The following is a 22,319-nucleotide window of genomic DNA, read 5'->3' as shown; positions in this document are numbered from 1 at the left end:
TCTACTATTGGGGCTCCCGGTTCAGCAGTTCAGGAGGGCAACGAATGATAGCAACACCCGTGAAGATCGAGAGCGTGGAGACGATTCTCGTCGACGTACCGACGATCCGTCCGCACCGTCTCTCGGTCGCAACGATGAACTGCCAGACGCTGGTGCTGGTGCGCATCCGTTGCGCCGACGGGTTGGTCGGCGTGGGCGAGGGCACCACGATCGGCGGCCTCGCGTATGGCGAGGAAAGCCCGGAAAGTATCAAGGTCAATATCGACACCTATTTCGCGCCATTGCTCAAAGGCATGGACGCGACGCGTCCAGGCGCCGCGATGGCGAAACTGCGCGAGCTGTTCCAGGGCAACCGCTTTGCGAAGTCCGCGCTGGAAACGGCGTTGTTCGATGCGCAGGCACAGCGCCTCGGCATGCCGCTGTCGGAACTGTTCGGCGGCCGTGTGCGCGATTCCGTGGACGTGGCGTGGACGCTCGCGAGCGGCGACACGCAACGCGATATCGACGAAGCCGAACAGGTGTACGAGACGAAGCGCCATCGCGTGTTCAAGCTGAAGATTGGCACGCGCGCCGTGGCCGAGGACGTGGCGCATGTCGTCGCGATCCAGAAAGCGGTGCAAGGACGCGGCGAAGTGCGCGTCGACGTGAACCAGGCGTGGAGCGAATCCGACGCGATCTGGGCCGCGCGGCGTTTTGCCGATGCGGGCGTGACGCTGATCGAGCAACCCATCGCGGCGGAGAATCGCGCGGGCCTCAAGCGTCTGACCGACCTCGCTCTCGTACCGATCATGGCCGACGAAGCGCTGCACGGTCCGGCCGATGCATTTGCGGTGGCCAGCGCGCGCGCCGCCGATGTGTTCGCCGTGAAGATCGCGCAATCGGGCGGCCTGGTGGGCGCCGCGCACGTGGCGGCCATAGCGTCGGCCGCGAACATCGATCTGTACGGCGGCACGATGCTCGAAGGCGCGGTGGGCACGATCGCTTCCGCGCAACTCTTCAGCACCTTTGGCGAGTTGAAGTGGGGCACGGAACTGTTCGGCCCCTTGCTGCTGACCGAGGAGATTCTCACCGAACCGCTGTGCTACGAGAATTTCGCGCTGCATCTGCCGCAAGGTCCGGGTCTTGGCATCACGCTCGACTGGGACAAGATCGACCGCCTGCGGCGCGATACGCGCAAAGGCGCCAGCGTAAGCACGAACTGAAGCAGTGAAGCACTGAAGGCTCATCCGTTAGCCATCCAGAACATCAATCGAAGGAGATACCCCATGAACAAGCAAGCTATCGACGCGCTGCTCAATAAGATCAACGACAGCGCCACCAGCGAAGGCAACCCGCGCACCAGGCAGATCGTCAACCGGATCGTGCAGGATCTGTTCTATACGATCGAAGACCTCGACGTGCAGCCCGCCGAATTCTGGACCGCGCTGAATTATCTCGGCGACGCCGGCAAGAGCGGCGAACTCGGTTTGCTGGCCGCGGGTCTGGGTTTCGAGCATTTTCTCGATCTGCGTCTGGATGAAGCGGAGGCGAAGGCCGGCATCGAAGGCGGCACGCCGCGCACGATCGAAGGCCCGTTGTACGTGGCCGGTGCGCCGGTCTCCGACGGACATGCACGACTGGACGACGGCACCGATCCGGGCCAGACGCTGATCATGCGAGGCCGCGTGCTCGGCGAAGACGGCAAGCCGCTCGCTCACGCACTCGTCGAAGTGTGGCACGCGAACCATCTGGGCAACTACTCGTACTTCGACAAATCGCAACCGGCCTTCAATCTGCGCCGCTCGATCCGTACCGACGCCGAAGGCAAATACAGCTTCCGCAGCGTCGTGCCGGTCGGCTATAGCGTGCCGCCGCAAGGGCAGACCCAACTGCTGCTCGATCAGCTCGGCCGGCATGGGCATCGTCCGGCACATATTCACTTCTTCGTGTCCGCGCCGGGGTTCCGCAAGCTGACCACGCAGATCAACATCGACGGCGATCCGTATCTGTGGGACGACTTCGCCTTCGCCACGCGCGACGGTCTCGTGCCGGCGGTCAAGCAGGCTGAAGGCGCCGAAGGCAAACCGTATGGCGTGGACGGCAATTTCGCGCTGATCGATTTCGACTTCACGCTGTTCAAGGAGCGCGACAACCTGCCGGACGCTGAAGTGGAGCGTCTGCGCGCTGAAGCCTGATGTCGCTTTTGCAGCGCTGAAGCAGGGCGTTTGAGAGAAAAGGCCCGCACGTATCGCACGAATCTGTCGGCCCTGGTTGCGCGGCGCGATTGGCCGGGCCGCCAGGGCTTTTAAGTTACCGATCAGAGAGGAGAGCAAGCATGCTGTTTCACGTTGAGATGACCGTCCACCTTCCGGCCGATATGGATGCCGAACGCGCCGCGCGCCTGAAGGCCGATGAGAAAGCGATGTCGCAAAGGCTGCAACAGGAGGGCGTGTGGCGGCACCTGTGGCGCATTGCCGGCCGCTACGCGAATGTCAGCGTGTTCGACGTGCAGAGCCCCGCGCATCTGCACGACGTGCTGAGCCAGTTGCCGCTGTTTCCGTATATGGATGTCAAAGTGCGCGCGCTGTGCCGGCATGCGTCGTCGATTCGCGATGACGACCGGTAATAGAAGGCGTTTGAGAAAGGTGCTGTCAATGCAGCACCTTGTTGATGCATTAAAGATCCAGCACCAGCACCGGCGACGTAGCGCGTGAAATGCAGCAGCAGATCACCTTGCCGCTCGCGCGTTCCGCTTTGCTCAGGCAATGGTCGCGATGCTCGGGCGTGCCGCTGACCACGTCGACCATGCACGTGCCGCACACCCCTTCGCCGCACGACGTATCCACCTCGATGCCGATCGACGCCAGCGCCGCGACGATGGTCGTGTCCTTGTCCACCCGAACGGTCGCGCCGCTGCTCGCGATCCGCACGTCGAAGGTATCGAGCGCGGCCAATTCGGCGCTCGTAGTCGACGCCGGCTCAGCAGCGAAGCGTTCGAGATGGATCGCTTCAGAGGCAAGGCGCGATTCACCGATCGCCACCACGCGTTCCATGAAAGGTGCCGGCCCGCAGGTATAAACGTGCGTGCCTTCGCGCGCATCCGCGAGACAATCGCCGAGCACCGCATCGAGTTGCTCGCGAGCGACGCCGAAGTGCAGCTTCACATACTCACTGAACGGCGCGCGTGAGAGCAGCGGCAAAAACGCGGCGTGTTCCGCGCTGCGCGCGAAATAATGCAGCACGAAGCGCTGTTGCTGTTTGAGCAGGCGATACGCCATGCTCAGCAGCGGTGTCACACCGATCCCTGCGGCGATCAGCACATGTTCTTCGGCGCCCGGCGCGAGCTGGAAAAGATTGCGCGGCGCGCCGATGGTCAATTCGCTGCCGACTGTGACATCGTCATGCAGCGAACGCGAGCCGCCGCGTGACGTGTCTTCGCGCTTCACGGCGAACAGATGCGCGTCCCGCTGGTCCGGGTCGCCACACAACGAATATTGCCGCGTGACGCCCGATGGTCCGGTCACGTCGATGTGCGCGCCGGGTTCGTAGTGATCGAACAGTTGCCCGTCCAGTCGCGACACGCTGAACGAGCGCACGCCATGCGCTTCGTCGCGGACGCTATCGACACGCACGTTGAAGGTGGTTCTTTCCATGATCTTGCCGGCAAAAAAGTGGCGGACGGCGCATGCATCGAAGTGCACGCGGTTGTGCGTCAAGGATAAGAAACCACGCTACATCAGGCAAATCGATTAAAAATAGTTAGTTGGATAAGCCGGACTGATAATAGCGCGGCGCGCGCATTCCAGACGGAACATTCAGATTCCGGCCAGATGACGCACCAGCGCCTTTTCCGGCCGCGCCATTGCGTTCAGCTCGCGCATGCAGATCAGCAACTGGCGCGCGGCCCAGCTATCGGTCAGCTCGATCGTACGGATGCCGGGCGTGCCGCGATAGCGCTTCGCCGCAGTAGCCGGCACGATACCGAGGCCGGCGCCTTGTTCGACCATGCAGCAGATGGCGTCGAAGGTCCGCACGTGGGTGCGGAAGCTGAGCGGCTGACCGGCCAGCAGCGCGCGCTCGCCGAGGTAGGCCTGCAATGCGCTGTCCGCGCTCAGTCCGATGAATTCCCGCTCCGCCACTTCCGCCAGCGTCGTGCGGCGCAGTGCGGCAAGCGGATCGTCGCGGCTCGCAATCAGCACGAGTTTGTCGATGGCGAAGGGGAAGGTCTGCAGCGCGCCGTGATCGACCGCATCGGAAATGATGCCGATTTCAGCCGCGCCGGTCAGCACCGCCTTGACCGTTTCGCTGCTTTGACGCTCCTTCAGATCGATCTGCACGTTGGGATGATCGCGCAGAAACAGACCGATCGCGGAGGGCAGGAACTCGGTGATGGCCGCCGTGTTGGTCCACAGCCTGATGCACGCTTTGCGGCCTTCCTGATGCTCGCCCAGTTCACCCTGCATGCGTTCGATCTGCCCGAGCACGAGCCGCGCGTGATGCGCGAGCGTGTCCCCGGTCGGCGTGGATTCGACACCGCGGCGGCCGCGTTCGAGCAGCGGCATGCCGAGCGCGTCTTCCATGCCGCGCAGCCGCGCGCTCGCCGATGGCAGCGACATGTTCGCGCGCGCGGCGCCGTGGGTGATGCTGCCGGTTTCGAGGATGAGCAGAAACAGGCGGAGGTCGATGAGGTCGAAGCGCATGGAAGACGGATCGTTATGGGGAAGCGGTGGGATTCAGCCCGGGTCACAGCCTTAGCCCCAGCCTAAGTCACGCTAAGTATCTTACGCATTGTGGCCGGCCTTGCGGCGATTGAAAATTGCCGGCATCACTTCAATAACAAGCTTCCAATGATCTCTTCGTTTGCGATGCGTGCGGGCGTGGTCGCCGCGACTTTCGTGGTCGCCGGCTTCGTCAAGGGAGTGACCGGCATGGGACTGCCGACCGTCGCCATGGGCGTGCTCGGCACGCTGATGCTGCCGGCCCAGGCCGCCGCGATGCTGCTGTTGCCGTCGTTCGTGACGAACGTCTGGCAACTGTTCGCGGGGCCGAGCGTGCGGGCGCTGCTCAAACGCTTGTGGCCGATGCTGCTCGGCATCGTCGCCGGCACGGTCGCGGCCGCGTCGTTCATCGCGGGCGGGGGCGGGGAATGGACCGTGGTCGGACTCGGTGCCGCGTTGACGTTGTACGCCGCGGCCGGTTTGCTGGCGTGGCGCTTTTCAGTGCCGGCGCGGTACGAGCGCTGGTTGTCGCCGGCGATCGGCGCGGTGACGGGCCTCGTCACCGGCGGCACTGGTGTGTTCGTCGTGCCGGCAGTACCGTATCTGCAAGGGCTGGCGTTGAAGAAAGAGGATCTGGTGCAGGCGCTCGGCTTGTCGTTCACGGTGTCGACCATCGCGCTGGCGATCGGCCTCACCAGAGAGCACGCGTTTGCCGCCGGCGATCTGGGCGAGTCGCTATTTGCCGTGGTGCCGGCGCTGTTCGGCATGTGGATCGGACAGCGCGTGCGCGGACGCATCGGCGCGGACACGTTCAGACGCTGGTTCTTTATCTGTCTGCTCGGGCTGGGTATTCAATTAATGGCACGAGCATTCGTTTAATCAGGCAATGGTGAAACGAGTGTGGAAGGAGCGATATCGTGTGGCACGTTATTCTGGATACACTCGGCGCGCTGGCGGTGCTGGCCAGCGTGGCCGCGCAAATCATGTTGCTGCGTAAGTGCTGAATTCATTGCGTGGCACGCTGCGTCACAGTTTTTTGACGGAGCCGTTGCTGATAGAACGACTCCGCTGTCGGCTCAGAAAGGTTTGGTCGGCAGATACTTTCCGTCGAGTGTGATCACGGCACGCTGACCGCCTTCCGGATCGTCGACCTTCTTGATGTCGAGCTTGAAGTTGATCGCGCTGATAATGCCGTCGCCGAACTGCTCGTGCACCAGTGCCTTTAGCGTCGAACCGTAGATCTGCACCATTTCGTAGAAGCGGTAGATGGTCGGATCGGTCGGCACGCCGCCCGGAATGCTGCCGCGTAACGGGATGGTTTGCAGCAGGCGCACCGCATCTTCGCCGAGTTCGAGTTTGTCCGCCACGACCTTCGCGGCGTCTGCGGGCAGCGGATGCTGGCCGAGCAAGGCGGCGGTGACGAATGCAAGACTCAGGCCGGTGCCTTCGTTGATCTGCTCGAACGTGAGATTCTTGCGAACCTTCGCGTCGATGATTGCGTCGGTCAGTGCTTCACGCGGGGCCTGGCTGTATTGGGACTGCGTCATGATGAATTTCCTCAGAGTAAGTAAATAAAATAAGTGCGGTCAGGCCGCGACGTCGAGTCGAGCCGGGGTGGCACACGTATGCGGATGTTCCGCAAGAGAAACGAAGCGATTCGTCGAGCCGTCGAGCGCATCGATCGAGCCGGTTTCGATGTCGTACACCCAGCCGTGCAGCGCGAGATGTCCCTGTTCGAGGGCGAGCCGCACGGAAGGATGAGTCTTGATATTAGCGAGTTGCGCGATCACGTTTTCGCGGACCATCGAGTCGACCCGGTCGCGTTCGCTCTTGTGCTCGCGCGCCTCGTTGACGACTTTCGCGGAGTCCGCGTAGTGCAGCCAGTTGCGCACGGCGGGCATATGGTCCATGCATTTGCAGGTCGCGATGGCCGTCATCGCGCCGCAGTCGGAATGACCGCAGATCACCACATCGGTGACGCCGAGCGCGGCGACTGCGTACTCGACCGTGGCGGTCACGCCGCCCGGCTCCGGACCGTACGAAGGCACGATGTTGCCCGCGTTGCGGATCACGAACAGATCGCCCGGTTCGCGCTGCGTGACGAGTTCCGGCACGAGCCGGCTGTCTGAGCACGAAATGAACAACGTGCGCGGGTTCTGGGTCGTGGCCAGTTTCCTGAAAAGCTCGGAGCGCTGCGGGAAGGCGTCGCGCTGAAACTTCAGGAAGCCGTCGATGATGTCTTGCATGTTTCGCTCCATCAGGTTGTTCGTGGGGAATCGATGGATGAACAATGCGCCGATCGAGCTATAGCGTCCAAGACCGGTTTATTATTCTCTCGATAGGAAACACCAATAGTTCGAGAGGACGCCATGCTACTCAGGCACATCCGTTACTTTCTTGCAGTCGCCGAGCACCGCAATTTCACGCGCGCGGCCGAGGCGCTGCACGTATCGCAGCCGACGCTGTCGCAACAGATCAAGCAGCTGGAAGACACCTTGCGAGTGCAGTTGCTCGACCGGTCCGGCCGCACGATCCAGCTGACCGATGCCGGCACCGCCTATGTGCATTACGCTCAGCGCGCGCTGCAAGACCTCGAGGCGGGCAAGCGGGCGATACACGACGTGGAGGAGTTGAGCCGCGGCTCGCTGCGTCTTGCGATGACACCGACCTTCACGGCCTACCTGATCGGCCCGCTTCTGGAGAAGTACAACCGCCGCTATCCGAACATCACGCTGAACATCCTCGAAATGCCGCAGGACCGGATGGAAGCGTTGCTGAGCGAAGACGCGCTCGACGTCGGCATCGCATTCGACGACACGAACACGCCGGACATCGAGACGCAAACCCTATTCGTCGAGGCGCTGGCGATGGTGGTCGGCAAGGCGCATCCGTACGCGAAGCGTCGTTCCGCGTTAAAGCTGAGCCAGTTCCAGAACGAAGCGCTCGTTCTGCTCAACGAAGAGTTCGCAACGCGTCAGTACATCGATCGTTATTGCAAGCTGCATGGCGTGTCGCCGCGCATCGCGATGGAGGTGAATTCGATTGGCGCGATCGTCCAGATCGTGCGCCGCAGTGCGCTCGCCACGCTGCTGCCGGCCGCGATCGCGCGCGAGCAGAGCGAACTGTTTCTCGTGCAGTTGGAGCCGGCCCTGCCGCAGCGTACGGCTGCGCTGCTATTGCGCAAAGGCGCGTACCGGAACGCGGCAACGCGCGCGTTCATCGAACTCGCGATGGAGGAGCATGCGGCTGATACAGGCGGGCGGCGTACCAAGGCTGTTTTATAGAAACGCCGAGGCTTCGAACCGCCTACACTGACAGGGGGAAGTGCTGTTCGCTCTTATGTGCGTGCTTACTCGTGCTTTCCCATTCGCACTGGCGGGTTGCACCGCCGGTCACATCGAGCCTTCGGGCCATCCGCGTCACCTGTCTTCCGATTGTTCGTCTCAACCGACGTATCTATTCGCCTTCAGCCGCTTTATCCGCGCGGCCGACGTAACTACATTGTCACCAGTGTCAGCGCCAGTGCATTTCCACCGCTGCCCGCGAATCTTCGCGATAGCGTCGGCGCCAATCCCATCTACAGGAATCGATCATGAGCAAACTCACAGGTAAGGTTGCAGTCGTAACCGGTGCATCGAAAGGTATCGGCGCGGCAATTGCCAAGGCTTTGGCCGCGCAAGGCGCTTCAGTGGTGGTGAACTACGCGTCGAGCAAGGCCGGCGCGGAAAGCGTGGTCGAGGCGATCACCGCTGCCGGCGGCAAGGCCGTGGCCGTCGCGGGCGATGTGTCGAAAGCGGCGGACGCGCAAGGCATCATCGATACGGCGGTGGAAACGTATGGCCGTCTCGACATTCTCGTCAACAACTCGGGCGTGTATGAATTCGCGCCGATCGAAGAGATCACCGAAGAGCATTTCCATAAGCACTTCAACGTGAACGTGCTGGGTCTGCTGTTGACCACGCAGGCAGCGGTCAAGCATCTCGGCGAAGGCGCGAGCATCGTCAATATCAGTTCGGTGGTGAGCCGCATCACGCCGCCGGGCAGCGCGGTCTATACCGCTACCAAGGGTGCAGTCGACGGTATCACCGGCGTGCTTGCACGTGAGCTCGGCCCGCGCAAGATTCGCGTCAATTCGGTGAACCCGGGCATGGTCGCCACCGAAGGCACGCACACCGGCGGCATCCTCGGCTCCGACTTCGAAACGTGGGCGGTCAGCACGACGCCGCTCGGCCGTATCGGCCAGCCTGACGATATCGCCGATGTGGTCGCCTTCCTCGCTTCCGACGACGCCCGCTGGCTGACTGGTGAAAGCCTGATTGCCAGCGGTGGCTCGCGTTAAGCAGTTCGACGTGAACGGATAAAGCGTGGCCGCATAGCGCCACGCCATATCGCAGCACGAGGAAGAAAAGCCGCCCGCAGGCAGCGCCTGCCGGGCGGCTTGTCGTTTCATTCAGCCGGAGCGGCGTGAACTGGCTCGTCGTGTAATGCCGCAGCCGGCTTTCCCAACTCCACCGCGAACAACGCGTCCAGCAGATTCGACCCCGGCCGCTCGGCGAGCCGCGTCAGCGATTCGGTCATCTGCACCCGGCAGTCCTGCAGCGGAATCATCCTGATCCGCCGAGATTCGTTGAATTCGGCGCGCGCGATGACGCCGACGCCCATGCCTTGCGCGACTGCTTCTTCGAGCGCCTCGCGGCCGTCCACGTACATGACCGGTTCTACCTGCAGCGACTCGCGAACCAGTTCGATTTCGAGCAACTGCTGCGTGACGGATTGCGACTCGCGGAAAATCATCGGCTGCTGCACCAGTTCGGCGTAGCTCAGCCTGCGTTTCTTCGCCACCGGATAGCTCGCCGGCACCATCGCCACCAGCGGATCGCGCCGCAATACGCGCGCCTCCAGACGGCTGTGCACTTGCGGCGCGGCGGTAATGGCCGCGTCGACGACGCTGGAGAGCACGCGCTGCATGCAGTCCGCGGCGTTCGCGATAGACAGCGTCACGACGATGCCCGGATGCAGCTTGTGAAACGCGCTGATCAGCGCGACCGCCAGGTCGGGCGCGTCCGCGGCCAGCGACAGCGAGCCGGATTCGAGCCCGCCCGCCGATTCGAGCAATTGCCGCGCGTCGCGCTCGCAACTGAGCATCTGCCTTGTCACGCTGAAGAGGCGCAGGCCGAGCTCGGTAGTCTCGACGCCGCGCGGCCCGCGTTCGAACAGTTTGACGCCGTAATCCTGTTCCAGCCGTCGCACGTGATCCGACACGGCCGGCTGCGTGAGCGAGAGCGCCTGCGCCGCTTTGGAAAACCCGCCATGTTCCGCGACCGCATGAAACGCCCGCAATTGCGCGTATTGCACGTGTGCCTTGCCAACCTATAAGTTATTACGATACCCACATCAATTATATCGATTTTACCGATGGCGCGCGTTTCTGTACTGTGTCATTCACCAAACCAGCGATATCGGAGATTCCGAACATGGACAGCGTGCTCGACCGTTCCCCAGCCGTGAACGCCGCAGGATCGTCCGCCGTCACGTGCGCGGCACCGGCTAGGGGCGAGCCGTATCTGCTGACGCCCGGGCCGCTCACCACGGCGTTCTCGACCAAGGAAGCGATGCTGCGCGACTGGGGTTCGTGGGACGGCGATTTCCGCGCAATGACAGCGCTGTTGCGTAGCAGCTTGCTGGAGATTGCCGGAGACACAGCGGGAGAATACGACTGCGTCCCGCTGCAAGGCAGCGGCAGCTATTGCGTCGAAGCGATGCTCGGCAGTCTGATTCCGCGCGACGGCCACGCGCTCGTGCTGGCCAACGGCGCGTACGGCAAGCGCATCGCGACCACGCTCGGTTATCTCGGCCGCGCCTTTACGCTGCTCGACAAAGGCGACTACCTGCCGCCGCGCGGCGCGGAAGTGGAGCGCATGCTGGACGCCGAGCCACGCATCACGCACGTGGTCGCCGTGCATTGCGAAACCAGTTCGGGGATTCTGAACCCGCTCGCGGAAATCGCCGCCGCCACCGCGAAGAAGGGCCGCAAGCTGCTGATCGATTCGATGAGCGCCTTCGGCGCGGTGCCGCTCGACGTGCGCGAGATTGCCTGCGAGGCCTTCGTGTCGTCGGCGAATAAATGTATCGAGGGGGTGCCGGGTTTCGGATTCGTGATCGCCCGCAAGGGTGCGTTGCAGGAAGCGAAGGGACGCAGTCACTCGCTCGCGCTCGACGTCCATGATCAATGGGACGTGATGAACCGCACCGGCCAGTGGCGTTTCACGCCGCCCACGCACACCGTGGCCGCGTTTATCGAGGCACTGCGGTTGCATAAGATGGAAGGCGGCCAGCCCGGACGTCTCACGCGCTACGCGAACAACCGCGACGTGCTGGTGGCCGGCATGCACGACCTTGGCTTCGAGCCGCTGCTGAATGCGCGCTGGCGCTCGCCGATCATCGTGACGTTTTTCTCGCCGGCGCATGCGTCATTCAAATTCGAGCGCTTCTACGAATTGATGAAGCAGCAGGGTTTCATCATCTATCCGGGCAAATTGACGGTGGCGGACAGCTTCCGGATCGGCTGCATCGGTCAGGTGGACGAGCACGTGATGCGCCGCGTCGTGGCGGCGTGCGGCAACGCGCTCGAATCGATGGGCGTCGAACAGGCCGCTCCGCCGGCGGCTGCGCTCGAAGAGCGCAAGAGATTGGCCGACGCGGCCTGAAGCACACAGTTCGGGCATACCGCGCGAGCTTTCGGAATTCCATGGGGTCGAAGTAAATGAAACACGTAAAAGCAGTGATTTTCGATTGGGCCGGCACAGTGGTCGATTACGGTTCACTGGCGCCGATGGGCGCCTTCGTCGAGACCTTCGATCAGTTCGGCGTGCCGATCACGATCGATGAAGCGCGCGGTCCGATGGGCATGGCCAAGCGTCCGCATATCGCGGCGCTGATGGCGTTGCCGCGTGTCGCGCAGGCTTGGGCCGACAAGTACGGCCACGCGCCGGGCGAAGCGGATATCGACGCCGTGTACGACGTGTTCGTGCCGAAGAACATCGCCGTGGCGGCGAGCTACAGCTCGGTGATTCCGGGCGTGGCCGACGTGGCGAGCGCGCTGCGCAGCGACGACATCCGGATCGGCACGACCACCGGCTATACGCGCGAGATCATGGCCGAGATCGTGCCGGGTGCGGCCGCGCAGGGGTTCTCGCCGGACAGCATCGTGTGCACCGGCGATACGCCGGAAGGCCGCCCGTCGCCGTACATGATCTACAAGACGCTGCCGGAACTGGGCGTGTGGCGTGCGAAGGATGCGATCAAGGTGGACGACACCGAAGTCGGCATCGAAGAGGGCATCAACGGCGGCACGTGGGCGGTCGGCGTCGCGGTGAGCGGCAACGCGTTCGGCATGGCCGAAGACGACGTCAAGGCGCTGGCGCCAGATGAGTTCGCATGGCGTCGCAAGGCGGCAATCGAGAAGCTGCAGGCGGCGGGCGCGCACTATGTGATCGACAGCGTCGCGGATCTGATGCCGGTGGTGTATGACATCGAAGCGCGTTTGGCGCGAGGCGAGCGGCCTTGACGACGTGAGGGCGCGAAAAGCCTCTCTATTCCGGCGGAATCACTCGAAGAACCCCACCGCCAGATCGATAAACTCGCGGATCTTGCGCGGCACGAACTCCCGGCTCGGATACACGAGCGACACCGCCACGTCTCCGTTGAGCACGGCGTGATCTTCAAGGATCCGCACCAGCGTGCCCGCGCGCAATTCGTCGTCGACCATTTCGAGCGGCAGTAGCGCGATGCCCATCGCGCCGAGCGCCGCCTGTTTCTGCATGATCATGCTGTTGACGGTGAACGACGCATCGAGCGCGATGCTGTCTTCGCCGCCTTCGCCGTTGTCGAACACCCAGGTCTGCGGGCTGGTGTCGAGCGGTGCGGTGATTACGCGGTGCCGCGTGAGATCGGCGGGCGTTTTCGGATGACCGGCCTGCGCGAGGTAAGCCGCCGACGCCACCGGCACCGCGTGCGAGTTGATCAGCCGGCGCACCACCAGCGACTCCGAGCGGATCATATGCTCGGTCACGATCCCCACGTCGAAGCCGCCTTCGAGCAGATCGACGCGTTTCTCCGTCAACGTGACGCGCAGATTCACACGCGGAAACTTTGCCTGATACTCGGCGAACAGCGGCGTGAGGCGAAATAACGAAAAGCTGCCCAGCGCGACGATGCGCAGATCGCCGGCGACTTCCTTCGACGCGGTGGTTGCGCGCGATTCGACTTCTTCGAGTTCGGTTATCAGGAGGCGGCAGCCGTCGGCGTACTCGGCGCCGGTTTCGGTCAGCACGACCTTACGCGTGGTGCGCTGGAACAGGCGAATGCCGAGATGCTTTTCAAGGCTCGACACGTGGCGCGTGACCACCGAGGTCGAGACGCCGAGTTGCTCGGCGGCCTGCGCGAAGCTGCCCGCGTCGGCGACCTTGACGAACGCCTGCATGGCCTGAAAGAGATTGATCATGTGAATGCGAAATACGCGCGGCGAGAGCGGGTGCAAATGTCTGTTGAAAGGGACGCACTGCCCGTTTCTTGAGCAGACGCAAGCGGTATGAGACCGGCGCTGAATTGTACTTCCTGGCGCCACGCGTCGATCCGCGCCGCCATGCCTGACTTTGCGCGCCGACAAGCTTCACCGCTGCTCAAGTTTCGCGTGATTGTGCCGTTGACACGAGCTAATCACATTCTGGAACCCAGCCGTGCAACTCGCCTTCAGTAACGACCGTCTGTCCAGCCGCATGCAGTTCGATTCGTCCTGCGCCGGTGAACCCGAGGTGGAGTCGTCGGTCATTGAATGGCTGTTGCACGACGATCAGGTGATGCGCGAATGCTTCACCCACGCGGCGGAAATTCTCAAGAGCGTGACCGGCGCGGCGATCACCGCGATCACGCTGCTCGACGAGGAATACCAGCATTACCGCGCCGAGGTCGGCATGGCGATGCCGCTCGTCACGCGAGCCCGCTCGCTCGCCGACTATGCGGTGCGCGACGAAGAGTTGTTCGTCATCGAGGATGCGCACGACGACACCCGTTTCGGCGAATGCATGCTGGTGCAGCGGCATCCGTTCGTGCGCTTCTACGCGGCGATCGCGCTGCGCGCGCCCAATGGCGAGATCGTCGGCGCCTTGTGCGCGATGGACCCTGCGCCCGGCCGCCTCGACGCCGGGCAGCGCGGCGTGTTCTACCACCTGCGCGCGATGATCGAGAACGATCTGAAGATGCGCACGGCCACCGCGATCGATCCGCTCACGCAGTTGTACAACCGTCGTTTCCTGCTGGAGAGCATCACGCGCCGCTGGAAGGAGGCACGGGACGGCGACGTGATGGGTTCGGTCGTGGTCGACGTGGACTGGTTCAAGCAATACAACGACACCTACGGCCACCAGGCGGGCGATCAATGCCTGCGCAAAGTGGCCTCGGTGATGCAGGCCGCGGCCGATGGCGAACGCATCATCGTTGGGCGCATGGGCGGCGAGGAGTTCGGTCTGCTGGTGCTGCACGCGGAGCGCGCGGCGCTCGAAGACACGCTCGCCACGCTGCGCCAGGGCGTGGAGGATCTGGCGATCGAGCATCGCGCGTCGCCGCTCGGCAGGGTGACGGTGAGCGTGGGCGCGTCGTTGACGCGTATCAGCGAGGCGTCACGGCCGGCGCATCGCGACGGTTTCGCGAGCGCGGATCGCGCGCTGTATCGATCGAAACATGGCGGTCGAAACCGGGTGACGATGGCGTAACGCGCCTGCGCGTTCAGGCGGTCTCAAGCTCCGCGTAGAGCTGGCTCACCCAGTCGGCGAACACGCGGAGTTTGGCGCTGTAACGGCGGCTCGGCGGATAGACGAGATAAACCTGCAGCGGCTCCGGCCGCCAGTCCGTCAGAATCGGCACGAGCTCGCCGCGCTGCACGGCCGGCCCCACCATGAAATCCAGCGTATGAACGATGCCGAGTCCCGCTAGCGCCGTGGCCAGATGCGCATTGCTTTCGCTCACCATCACCGTATTGCGAACCTTGTCGAGCACGATGCGCTCGCCGTCCTTGAGGAAATGCAAGGGCTGCGCGAGTCCGCTGCTCGCTGAAAAATAGCCGGCCACCGCGTGCCGATCATCAACGATCTGGCGCGGATGCATAGGCGTGCCATGTTCGGCCAGGTACGCCGGGCTCGCACATGTGGTCCAGCGCAGCGTGCCGATGGCGTGCGTCACCAGATTGGGATCGTCTCCCGTGCTGCGAATCGCGCAGTCGATGTTCTCCGCGATCAGATCGGCGGTCCGGTCGGTCACGCTCAGGCGCACCTGAATGTCCGGGTAGCGCGCGCAAAATTCGGGCAGCGCGGGAATCAGGATGCCGCTCGCGGTCGAGCCGCCGCTGTCGACCCGCAGCACGCCGCGCGGATTCGCGTGGTCGCGGCCCAAGGTCGCCTCGATATCGTCGAGTTCACTGAGCAAATGCCGCGTACGCTCGTAATACGCCGCGCCGTCCGTCGTGACGCTGACGCTGCGCGTGCTGCGTTCGAGCAGTTTCACGCCCAGATGATCTTCCAGCGACTTCACCCACTTGCTGACCGTTGCGTTCGGCATCTGCAGCGACTGCGCCGCCCGGCCGAAGCCGCCGGTCTCCACCACCCGCGCAAAGATGCGGATGGCCTGCAAATGATCCATATCGACTCCATTTCCCGATGATTATCCATGCACGTGGATAAAGAAGTCACAGAATACCTATTTATCTCTATTCGTGCATGGCATAAGCTCGTCGTCATGGTCAACCGACCTCACAAACCCAGGAGCAGATGATGAACACGTGCACACTCAATAACGTCAATCCCCGCAAACACGCCGGCAAGATCGTGCTGGTGACCGGCGGCAGCAGCGGCATCGGCTTCGCCGCCGCCACGCGTTTCGCTCAGGAAGGCGCGACTGTTTATATCACCGGCCGGCGTCAGGCCGAACTCGACGACGCCGTGGCGCGCATCGGCCACGGCGCCATGGCGATTCGCGCGGACGTTTCTTCAGCCGACGACCTCGACCGGATGTTCAGCACGGTGCAGGCCGCCCATGACCGGCTCGACATTCTGTTCGCGAACGCGGGCGGCGGCGAGTTCTCGCCGCTCGGCGCGATCACCGAGGCGCAGTTCGACAAGTACTTCGGCATCAACGTCAAAGGCACGCTGTTCACGGTGCAGAAAGCCTTGCCGTTGATGCGTCCCGGCAGCGCGATCGTCATTACCGGTTCGATCGCCGGGAACAAGGGCATGCCTGCCTTCGGCGTCTATGCGGCGACCAAGGCCGCGCTGCGCTCGTTCGCGCGCACATGGGCGACCGATCTCAAAGGCCGCGGGATTCGCGTCAACGTGGTATCGCCCGGCGTGGTGGTGACGCCGGCCTACAAGTCCGAACTGGGCATGAGCGACGAGCAGATCGCCGCTTTCACCCAGCAGGCCAGCGAAACGACGCCGCTTGGCCGCGTGGGCGAACCGGACGAGATCGCCAAGGCCGTCTCCTTCCTGGCATCCGACGACGCGAGCTACATCACGGGGATCGAAATGGCTGTCGACGGCGGCATGGCGCAGGTGTAGCACTACCAGGCAATCGTCGGGTCCTCAGGTGAAAAGGCCGGTTTTTCCGGCCTTTTTTGCATGTGAAGCGCCAAACGCCACGACGCATGCAGCAAAACATTCCGATTGCCATCGCGCGAATGGATTGCGTTTCTCAGGCGTGCGTCCGCGTGAGCTTTTATCCGCTACGCATAAGGTTCTCTTAAGCTTGAACTGTTCAGATAGAAGGAGATGGTTGCGTCAGAGCGGAGCATGAGAGCGCTTCGCCTCGCCAGCGGAAGGAGCCGCTGGTTGCACGCGCAACGAAAAAAACAACTGAGAAAGACAACGATGCGTAACGGACGAAAATCCGCTCGAGAGGCAGACAAGGCGCTGTGCAGATCCACCTACATGATGGAGTTGGCGCGCGGCAGTTCGTATATTGCCAGCACGTTGACGCCCATTACGCAACGAACCGCCATTGCTGAAGTGCTGAACGGATTTCGCGAGCAGCACGGCGCCGACACCGCGCTCATCTTCCGTGATCTGCTGGCCGAGAGCCTCAAGAATCGCAAGGACGCGCTCGCGGCTGAAGCGGTGCTTAATTTCGAGCTGCACTAGTCGCGCGAGCCACCGCCCGCGATCAGCTTCAGTCCCGCCGGCAGCGACTCGCCGAACACGCGGCCTTCGTCGGCGTCATCGAGTTCGACGCTCTCGCTCACCATGGTGATCCACGCGCGCGGCGCGTTGGCCGCTTCGAGGCGGCGCACTACCGCAAGACGCAGGTCTTCGGGCAGGTCGCGCGAGCGGTCGCCGGTCAGGCGGGCGATCTGCACGGCGGCGAACGCGGCGGGATCGACCTTCTTCCAGTCGAGCGCGAGGATCGCGTTGAGCCATGCGCCGGCAGTCTGCGGCGGCACGACGCTGTGCGCACTGCCGTAGAACGGCCGCCGCGCACCGATACGGCCGACCGCCCACCAGCTTTGATGATTTTCAGCAGGCTTCTTCAGACGCGTCAGCACCGATTCGCCGAGCTCGATCTTGCGCTCCACCGGAATGCGTTCGAGCGATGCGCTGAGCCGAACCATGTCGGTGAAGCCGGTTTTCGCCACGTCGAACGGCAGCTTGTGGCGCGATTGCGCGGCGCCTTGCAGATAGGCCATGGCGTCGAGCACGCGCAGTTGCGCGCTTTCGTCGAGGCCGCCGGCGGCGCGCCGCCAGAGCGTCCACCATTCCGACCAGACCTGGCTTTCGTTGACGTACTGGATGCCGTCATCGAACAGCGACCAGAGTTGTTCGACGCGCCATTCGTCGAGTGGGTAGCCGAAGCCGGGCCGCACGCAATAGCCGGCCAGATTCAGCCAGAGGCGTTCATGATCCGCCGAGCGGCGCCGGCGGCGCGCGCGTTCCCACAGTGCGCCGAACAGTTCGCGTAGCAATGCGCTGTTCCAGCTTTCGCGCGCGCCCAGTAGTTGTTCAAGTTGCGAGCGCAACCGTTTGACTTCTTTCGGATCGACTTTCTGCGCGCGCGAGCCGAAGCAGCGGTCGATGTGGTCGATCGCCTGGTCGAGCGCCGGATGGCGAGCCGGCGCGGTATCGTCCGCCAGGTTTGCTTGCGCGTCTTCACGGCGCAACTGGAATTCGAGCAGCCATCGTTGCGCGGGATTGTCGAGTTCAATGCAGTGGACGTCGAGCGTGCCCACTTCGGTGAGCGACGTCGCGATCCGCACCGCGGTCTCGCGCGCGCTCTTCGCGCCGCGCGGCTGCACGATGGTCGCGAGCGGCGGCAGGCGGACGAAATCGCCGCCGGCCAGATCGATCAGTTCGCCGGGCCGATACACCGTATCCGCGATCGACGAGACAAGGTGAAACCGCACCGGATGCCCGAGACGCAGCGCGAAGGTGCGATCCGCGATCAGAATCTCGTGGCCTTCTTCCGTGCCGCGCGGCAGCAGGCAGATGCCGCGTTGCACGGGCTCGCCATTGGTTTTGCCGTCGCCGGTTTCGTCGAGCACGAGGAAGTAGCTGCGCGGCGAGCCGCCGCCGATTTTCGGCGCGTTGCCCGAGCGCGCGAGCGAATAGGCGACCGCGCCGCGCGCCACGGCCACGTCGGGATTGTCGTTGTGCAGCACGTTGAGCGCTGCGCCGCGCCACGTGCCCAAGGTGCTGGCCAGACGCTGCGTAAGCGCCTCGGCGCGGAACACGCCGCCGTTGAGCAGCAATGTGTCGGGCACTGGCAGCGCTGCTTCGTCCGATGAACCGGCGGACTCGACGATGCCCAGCGCCTTGCGCGACTGCGCCGCGAAGCGGCTCAGAAACGCCGCGATATGACGCGTGACGGCGGCATCGGTCGCATAGGGCAGGCCGAATTCGACGATCGCGCCACGCGGCCGCCCAGGCCGTTCATGCGACGCCACCGCCGGAAAGAACCCGTCGACGATGATCCGTTCGACCTCGTCGCGCGTGACTTGCGCCGTGCGCGCGCCGCCGATCAGCTTCGAGCCCGCGCCGAGCAGTGTGATCGACGTGGAGTCGGGCGCCTGCGCGCCGAGCAGCTGTTCCTTGGCGTTGCGGCAACGCTCGACCAGTTGCGACAGGCTCGCCGCCGACAAACGCGCGCGCTCGCCCGGCTGGTTCGAGCCGCCCGGCAGCCGCGCTTCCACCAGATGCGCGAGCGCCAGATCCATGTTGTCGCCGCCGAGCATCAGATGATTGCCCACGCCGATCCGCGTGAGCTGCGGCTCGCCGTCGCGCAGGCCGACTTCGATCAGCGTGAGGTCGGTGGTGCCGCCGCCCACGTCGCAGATCAGCACGAGACGGGTGTCCGCGAGTTCGCTTGCCAGTTGCTCGCGGTGATGAAACAGCCAGTCATAAAACGCCGCTTGCGGCTCCTCCAGCAGCCTCAAAGCAGGCAAGCCGGCCATGCGGGCGGCTTCCACGGTCAACGCTCGCGCGCCTTCGTCGAACGACGCCGGCACTGTCAGCACTACATCCTGGTGTTCGAGCGGCGCGTCTGGAAAACGCTGGTTCCAGGCCGCGCGCACGTGCGCCAGATAGCTCGCGCTGGCTTCGACCGGCGAGACTTTGCGGACGTCGTCGGCGGCGCCCCACGGCAGGATCGGCGCGGTGCGATCCACCGACGCATGCGAGAGCCAGCTCTTCGCGCTCGACACCAGCCGGCCCGGCACCTGAGCGCCCAGCACGCGCGCGAGCCGGCCGATCACGACCGGTTGCGCGTCCTGCTGTGGATCTTTGCGCGCGCCGCTCTGATCCGCACCGGACCACGGCAATTGCAGATCGCCGGGGTTCAGTTCGCCTTGCGCGGCCTGATAGCGCACCGAGGGCAGAAGCGGCCGCGCGGCCACTTCGCCGGGACTCACCAGCTGCTCGATCTCGAAGACGCGGATAAGCGGCGACCCACCCGGCGATCCCGCCTGCGCATAGGCGAGCACCGTGTTGCTGGTGCCGAGATCGATACCGACGCTATACCGCTTCATCTCATTCACGCATTCGCGTTGCCGCGCACGTCGAACTCGACTTTCCAGCGCTCGTCGGTGCCACGCGGCACCGCTTCGAGTTCGAGCGTGCCCGCTTCGGTGACGCGCGCGTGCAGCTTCACCGGCACGACTTCACCGGCGTTGCGGCCGGAGGCGGGCAATGTCGCCTGAATCTCTTCGAGTTCCTGCAATTCCTCCGGACCCCAGAAGTCGAGCAGCGTGCCGACCTGATCCTGCCGACGCACCGACGACCCGAAGAAGCGGAAGTGCACCGGCTCGCCGACCACGAGGCCGAATTCCTGCGCGGGCAGTTCGGCCTCGGTGCCTTCCTCCATGCCGAAGGGCGCCACGCACAGCGCCTGGATTGGCGGTTCGAGGCCGGGCACGGCGGGCATCGCCGATTCGATCGCGATGTAGTACGCGCGCGCCGTGCCGCCGCGGATCCGCACGCCGCGGCCGCGTCGCACATAGCCGTAATAGGCCGCGCCGCGCGCCACGGCGAGGTCGAGATCGGCGCCTTCGAGCAGCCGTGCCGGCGCCGCGCCTTCGGCGGCGAGCCAGTTGTTCAGCGTGCCCATGATGCGTTCGACCAGCAGCGGCGACTTGAACACGCCGCCGTTGAACAGCACCGCCGTGGGATGCAGGAAGCTCGCATGCTCCGCAGCCGCGATGCCGCTCGTTCCCGCCAGTTCAGCGAGGGCGCCCACCTGCCGGCCGAGGAACGCCGCCAGATGACGCGTAATGCCGGCGTCCTGCGCATACGGCAGGCCGAGCTGCGTCAGACCGGCACGCGCGCGGCTCACCGGACGCGCGGCGCTGTCCACCTGCGGGAAGAAGCCTTCGAGAATCGTCTGGGTCAATTCGGCGCGCGTGAGTTCGGTGCGGATCGAGCCGCCGATCAGCTTCGAGCCGCGGCTCGGCACGACGAGCGGCACGGTATCGGTGGCCGGATCGCTGAGCAGCGTTTCCTTGGCCGAGCGGCACGCGTAGGTGAGGGCGCGCAACTGCCACGCGTCGGCCTGGGTGCCGGCTGCCGCCAGCTTGCGCGCCACCACGTGCGCGAGCGCGAGGTCCATGTTGTCGCCGCCGAGCAGAATGTGTTCGCCGACCGCCACGCGATGCAGTTCGAGATTGCCTTCGCGTTCGATCACGGCGATCAGCGAGAGGTCGGTCGTGCCGCCGCCCACATCGACCACGAGGATGATGTCGCCGATCTTGACCTGCTTGCGCCAGTCGCCGCCGCTCTTCTGGATCCAGCTATACAGCGCGGCCTGCGGTTCTTCGAGCAGCGTCATGCGGCCGAAGCCGGCGGCCTCGGCGGCTTCGGCGGTCAGTTCGCGCGCGGCCGGATCGAACGATGCGGGGATCGTCACTGTGATGTCCTGCTCGCTGAACGGCGCGTCGGGATGCGCGTGGTCCCAGGCTTCGCGCAAGTGCGTCAGGTAACGCACCGAGCTTTCGAGCGGCGAGACGCGCGCGACTTCGGGCGGCGCGTCGTTGGGCAGAATCGCCGCGCGCCGGTCGACGCCCGGATGGCACAGCCAGCTCTTCGCGCTCGATACAAGCCGGATCGGCGTGGCCGCGCCGCGGCTGCGGGCGAATTCGCCGACCGCGAATTCGCGCTGGCCGGTCCACGGCAGATAGAGGTCGCCCGAGGCGAGTTCGTCCGGGTGCGGCAGATAGAGGAACGAGGGCAGCAGATCGAGGTTGTCGATTGCGCCGGGGCCCGTGAGCTGCGCGATCGGCAGCACGCCTTGCGAGGTCTTTTCGCCGTCGCTGGCGCTGGTGTCCACATAGGACAGCGCGCAGTGCGTGGTGCCCAGATCGATGCCGATGGCGTAGCGTGACTGGCGTGCGTCGCTCATAGCTCCACCTCGGCCGGTGCGATCACTTTCGCGTTGTGGCTGTCCGCGAGCTTCGGCAGACGCACTTCGTCGACGCGCCAGCCGCGATGGCTGATGCTGCCGGTGAACGGCGCCTTGCCGACGACATTGCCGGTCAGGCGAATCGAAGCCGCGTCGAAACCTTCGGCCAGCGTGACGCGGCTGCCTTCGGCTTCGTCGCGCACCGGACGGATCGTGAAGTGCTCGCGCAGCGTCGCGCGGCAACCGTCGTGCACGAGGCGCGCGGCCGCGCCGATATCGGCGTCGCTATAGTTCTTGATGTCTTCCTCGACGAAATCGATGAAGCGCGCGTCGCGTTGCAGCAGGCCGAGCAGTTGCAAGGCGGCGTCGGGGCTTGCTTCCTTCAGCATGGGCGCGGGTTGCGGCGCGGGTGCTGGCGCCGGCGTGGGAGCCGGGGCAGGCGCGGCGCTGGCGGCAACGCCACCGTCACGCAGACGCAGCACTCCGGCGGCGAATTCGCCATCGCCGAGGATGCGGAAGAACGTGCCCACGGCCAGGGAAATCCTGCCGAGGAAGGATGGGTTCGAATCGGTCATAAATGCTCCTGAGGTGCTCTGTTAAAGGACGAGCTGTCCTGACTGCGCCGCACGCGGCCGGCCGCTGAAGTCCGGTTGGGCTTGAGCGGGCGATCGTCGTGCGAGATTGCGAAGGCCGTCG

21 protein-coding genes are annotated in these 22,319 nt (G+C 64.4%); 11 read left to right on the top strand and 10 right to left on the bottom strand.

The features are described 5' to 3' along the window. Positions 1 to 44 precede the first annotated feature (44 nt). The 3 genes from B0G71_RS10620 to catC all read left to right on the top strand — a co-directional run bounded on the left by B0G71_RS10620 (position 45) and on the right by catC (position 2,605). Complete coding sequence (locus tag B0G71_RS10620) at positions 45 to 1,202, top strand: muconate/chloromuconate family cycloisomerase (protein WP_116141541.1); 1,158 nt, start codon at positions 45 to 47, stop codon at positions 1,200 to 1,202. A 63-nt stretch (positions 1,203 to 1,265) separates the two neighbouring features. Then, entirely contained in the window at positions 1,266 to 2,174 is a 909-nt protein-coding gene (gene catA, locus B0G71_RS10615) for a catechol 1,2-dioxygenase (protein ID WP_106284371.1), read from the top strand. 140 nt (positions 2,175 to 2,314) lie between these two features. Beyond that, entirely contained in the window at positions 2,315 to 2,605 is a 291-nt protein-coding gene (gene catC, locus B0G71_RS10610) for a muconolactone Delta-isomerase (protein ID WP_116141538.1), read from the top strand. Between the two features lie 49 nt (positions 2,606 to 2,654). Here catC and B0G71_RS10605 read toward each other — a convergent pair whose 3' ends face one another. Together B0G71_RS10605 and B0G71_RS10600 are read right to left on the bottom strand one after the other, a co-directional pair. Beyond that, positions 2,655 to 3,632, bottom strand: a complete 978-nt coding sequence (locus B0G71_RS10605; protein WP_116148493.1) for a PDR/VanB family oxidoreductase — start codon at positions 3,630 to 3,632, stop codon at positions 2,655 to 2,657. 162 nt (positions 3,633 to 3,794) lie between these two features. Further along, entirely contained in the window at positions 3,795 to 4,679 is an 885-nt protein-coding gene (locus B0G71_RS10600) for a LysR family transcriptional regulator (RefSeq protein ID WP_116141536.1), read from the bottom strand. Positions 4,680 to 4,826: 147 nt separating this feature from the next. Here B0G71_RS10600 and B0G71_RS10595 point away from each other — a divergent pair, with 147 nt between their 5' ends. Continuing rightward, positions 4,827 to 5,576: a sulfite exporter TauE/SafE family protein gene (locus B0G71_RS10595; RefSeq protein WP_258875550.1), complete on the top strand. Its 750-nt coding sequence runs from the start codon at positions 4,827 to 4,829 to the stop codon at positions 5,574 to 5,576. 197 nt (positions 5,577 to 5,773) lie between these two features. Here the strand turns inward: B0G71_RS10595 and cynS are convergent, their stop codons facing one another. Next, positions 5,774 to 6,244: a cyanase gene (gene cynS, locus B0G71_RS10590; RefSeq protein WP_106314314.1), complete on the bottom strand. Its 471-nt coding sequence runs from the start codon at positions 6,242 to 6,244 to the stop codon at positions 5,774 to 5,776. Between the two features lie 39 nt (positions 6,245 to 6,283). Beyond that, positions 6,284 to 6,943, bottom strand: a complete 660-nt coding sequence (locus B0G71_RS10585; protein WP_116148489.1) for a carbonic anhydrase — start codon at positions 6,941 to 6,943, stop codon at positions 6,284 to 6,286. A gap of 123 nt (positions 6,944 to 7,066) precedes the next feature. Between B0G71_RS10585 and cynR the strand changes: the two genes are divergently transcribed. Then, a complete protein-coding gene (cynR, locus tag B0G71_RS10580; protein ID WP_116141534.1) occupies positions 7,067 to 7,981 on the top strand; it encodes a transcriptional regulator CynR in 915 nt (304 codons plus the stop codon). Between the two features lie 308 nt (positions 7,982 to 8,289). Continuing rightward, a complete protein-coding gene (locus tag B0G71_RS10575) occupies positions 8,290 to 9,036 on the top strand; it encodes a glucose 1-dehydrogenase (RefSeq protein ID WP_116141532.1) in 747 nt (248 codons plus the stop codon). Positions 9,037 to 9,143: 107 nt separating this feature from the next. On the opposite strand, the gene B0G71_RS10570 is transcribed toward B0G71_RS10575, so the two are convergent. Next, positions 9,144 to 10,052, bottom strand: coding sequence for a LysR substrate-binding domain-containing protein (locus tag B0G71_RS10570; protein ID WP_116141530.1), 909 nt, complete (start codon positions 10,050 to 10,052; stop codon positions 9,144 to 9,146). 119 nt (positions 10,053 to 10,171) lie between these two features. Here B0G71_RS10570 and B0G71_RS10565 point away from each other — a divergent pair, with 119 nt between their 5' ends. Then, positions 10,172 to 11,404, top strand: a complete 1,233-nt coding sequence (locus B0G71_RS10565) for a 2-aminoethylphosphonate--pyruvate transaminase (protein ID WP_116141529.1) — start codon at positions 10,172 to 10,174, stop codon at positions 11,402 to 11,404. A 56-nt stretch (positions 11,405 to 11,460) separates the two neighbouring features. Further along, positions 11,461 to 12,264 carry a phosphonoacetaldehyde hydrolase gene (gene phnX, locus B0G71_RS10560; protein ID WP_116141527.1) on the top strand — a complete coding sequence of 268 codons (804 nt, stop codon included), beginning with the start codon at positions 11,461 to 11,463 and terminating at the stop codon, positions 12,262 to 12,264. Between the two features lie 39 nt (positions 12,265 to 12,303). Here phnX and B0G71_RS10555 read toward each other — a convergent pair whose 3' ends face one another. Then, complete coding sequence (locus B0G71_RS10555; RefSeq protein ID WP_116141525.1) at positions 12,304 to 13,200, bottom strand: LysR family transcriptional regulator; 897 nt, start codon at positions 13,198 to 13,200, stop codon at positions 12,304 to 12,306. 235 nt (positions 13,201 to 13,435) lie between these two features. Here B0G71_RS10555 and B0G71_RS10550 point away from each other — a divergent pair, with 235 nt between their 5' ends. Then, positions 13,436 to 14,467: a sensor domain-containing diguanylate cyclase gene (locus tag B0G71_RS10550; RefSeq protein ID WP_258875549.1), complete on the top strand. Its 1,032-nt coding sequence runs from the start codon at positions 13,436 to 13,438 to the stop codon at positions 14,465 to 14,467. 13 nt (positions 14,468 to 14,480) lie between these two features. Here B0G71_RS10550 and B0G71_RS10545 read toward each other — a convergent pair whose 3' ends face one another. Then, positions 14,481 to 15,389, bottom strand: coding sequence for a LysR family transcriptional regulator (locus B0G71_RS10545; RefSeq protein WP_116141523.1), 909 nt, complete (start codon positions 15,387 to 15,389; stop codon positions 14,481 to 14,483). A gap of 131 nt (positions 15,390 to 15,520) precedes the next feature. On the opposite strand from B0G71_RS10545, the gene B0G71_RS10540 reads away from it, so the two are divergent. Next, the gene (locus B0G71_RS10540; RefSeq protein WP_116141521.1) at positions 15,521 to 16,303 is read left to right on the top strand and encodes a glucose 1-dehydrogenase; all 783 of its coding nucleotides are present in this window, start codon (positions 15,521 to 15,523) and stop codon (positions 16,301 to 16,303) included. Positions 16,304 to 16,573: 270 nt separating this feature from the next. Beyond that, positions 16,574 to 16,882 carry a hypothetical protein gene (locus tag B0G71_RS10535; RefSeq protein ID WP_258875548.1) on the top strand — a complete coding sequence of 103 codons (309 nt, stop codon included), beginning with the start codon at positions 16,574 to 16,576 and terminating at the stop codon, positions 16,880 to 16,882. Here the strand turns inward: B0G71_RS10535 and B0G71_RS10530 are convergent. Genes B0G71_RS10530 through B0G71_RS10520 form a run of 3 tightly spaced genes read right to left on the bottom strand, consistent with a single transcriptional unit; the run spans position 16,879 to position 22,198 of the window. Further along, positions 16,879 to 19,767 (bottom strand): Hsp70 family protein, encoded by a 2,889-nt coding sequence (locus B0G71_RS10530; protein WP_181916749.1) that lies wholly within the window; start codon positions 19,765 to 19,767, stop codon positions 16,879 to 16,881. The genes B0G71_RS10535 and B0G71_RS10530 overlap by 4 nt on opposite strands. Beyond that, positions 19,764 to 21,623 carry an Hsp70 family protein gene (locus B0G71_RS10525; protein WP_116141519.1) on the bottom strand — a complete coding sequence of 620 codons (1,860 nt, stop codon included), beginning with the start codon at positions 21,621 to 21,623 and terminating at the stop codon, positions 19,764 to 19,766. The genes B0G71_RS10530 and B0G71_RS10525 overlap by 4 nt, the downstream gene beginning before the upstream one ends. Further along, a complete protein-coding gene (locus B0G71_RS10520) occupies positions 21,620 to 22,198 on the bottom strand; it encodes a DUF2760 domain-containing protein (RefSeq protein WP_116141517.1) in 579 nt (192 codons plus the stop codon). The genes B0G71_RS10525 and B0G71_RS10520 overlap by 4 nt, the downstream gene beginning before the upstream one ends. Positions 22,199 to 22,319 lie beyond the last annotated feature (121 nt).

It is taken from the genome of Paraburkholderia sp. BL27I4N3 (genome assembly GCF_003386115.1).
Classification (GTDB): domain Bacteria; phylum Pseudomonadota; class Gammaproteobacteria; order Burkholderiales; family Burkholderiaceae; genus Paraburkholderia.
The sequence above is the reverse complement of the archived record's forward strand: the minus strand, read 5'-3'. Positions and strand labels throughout refer to the sequence as shown.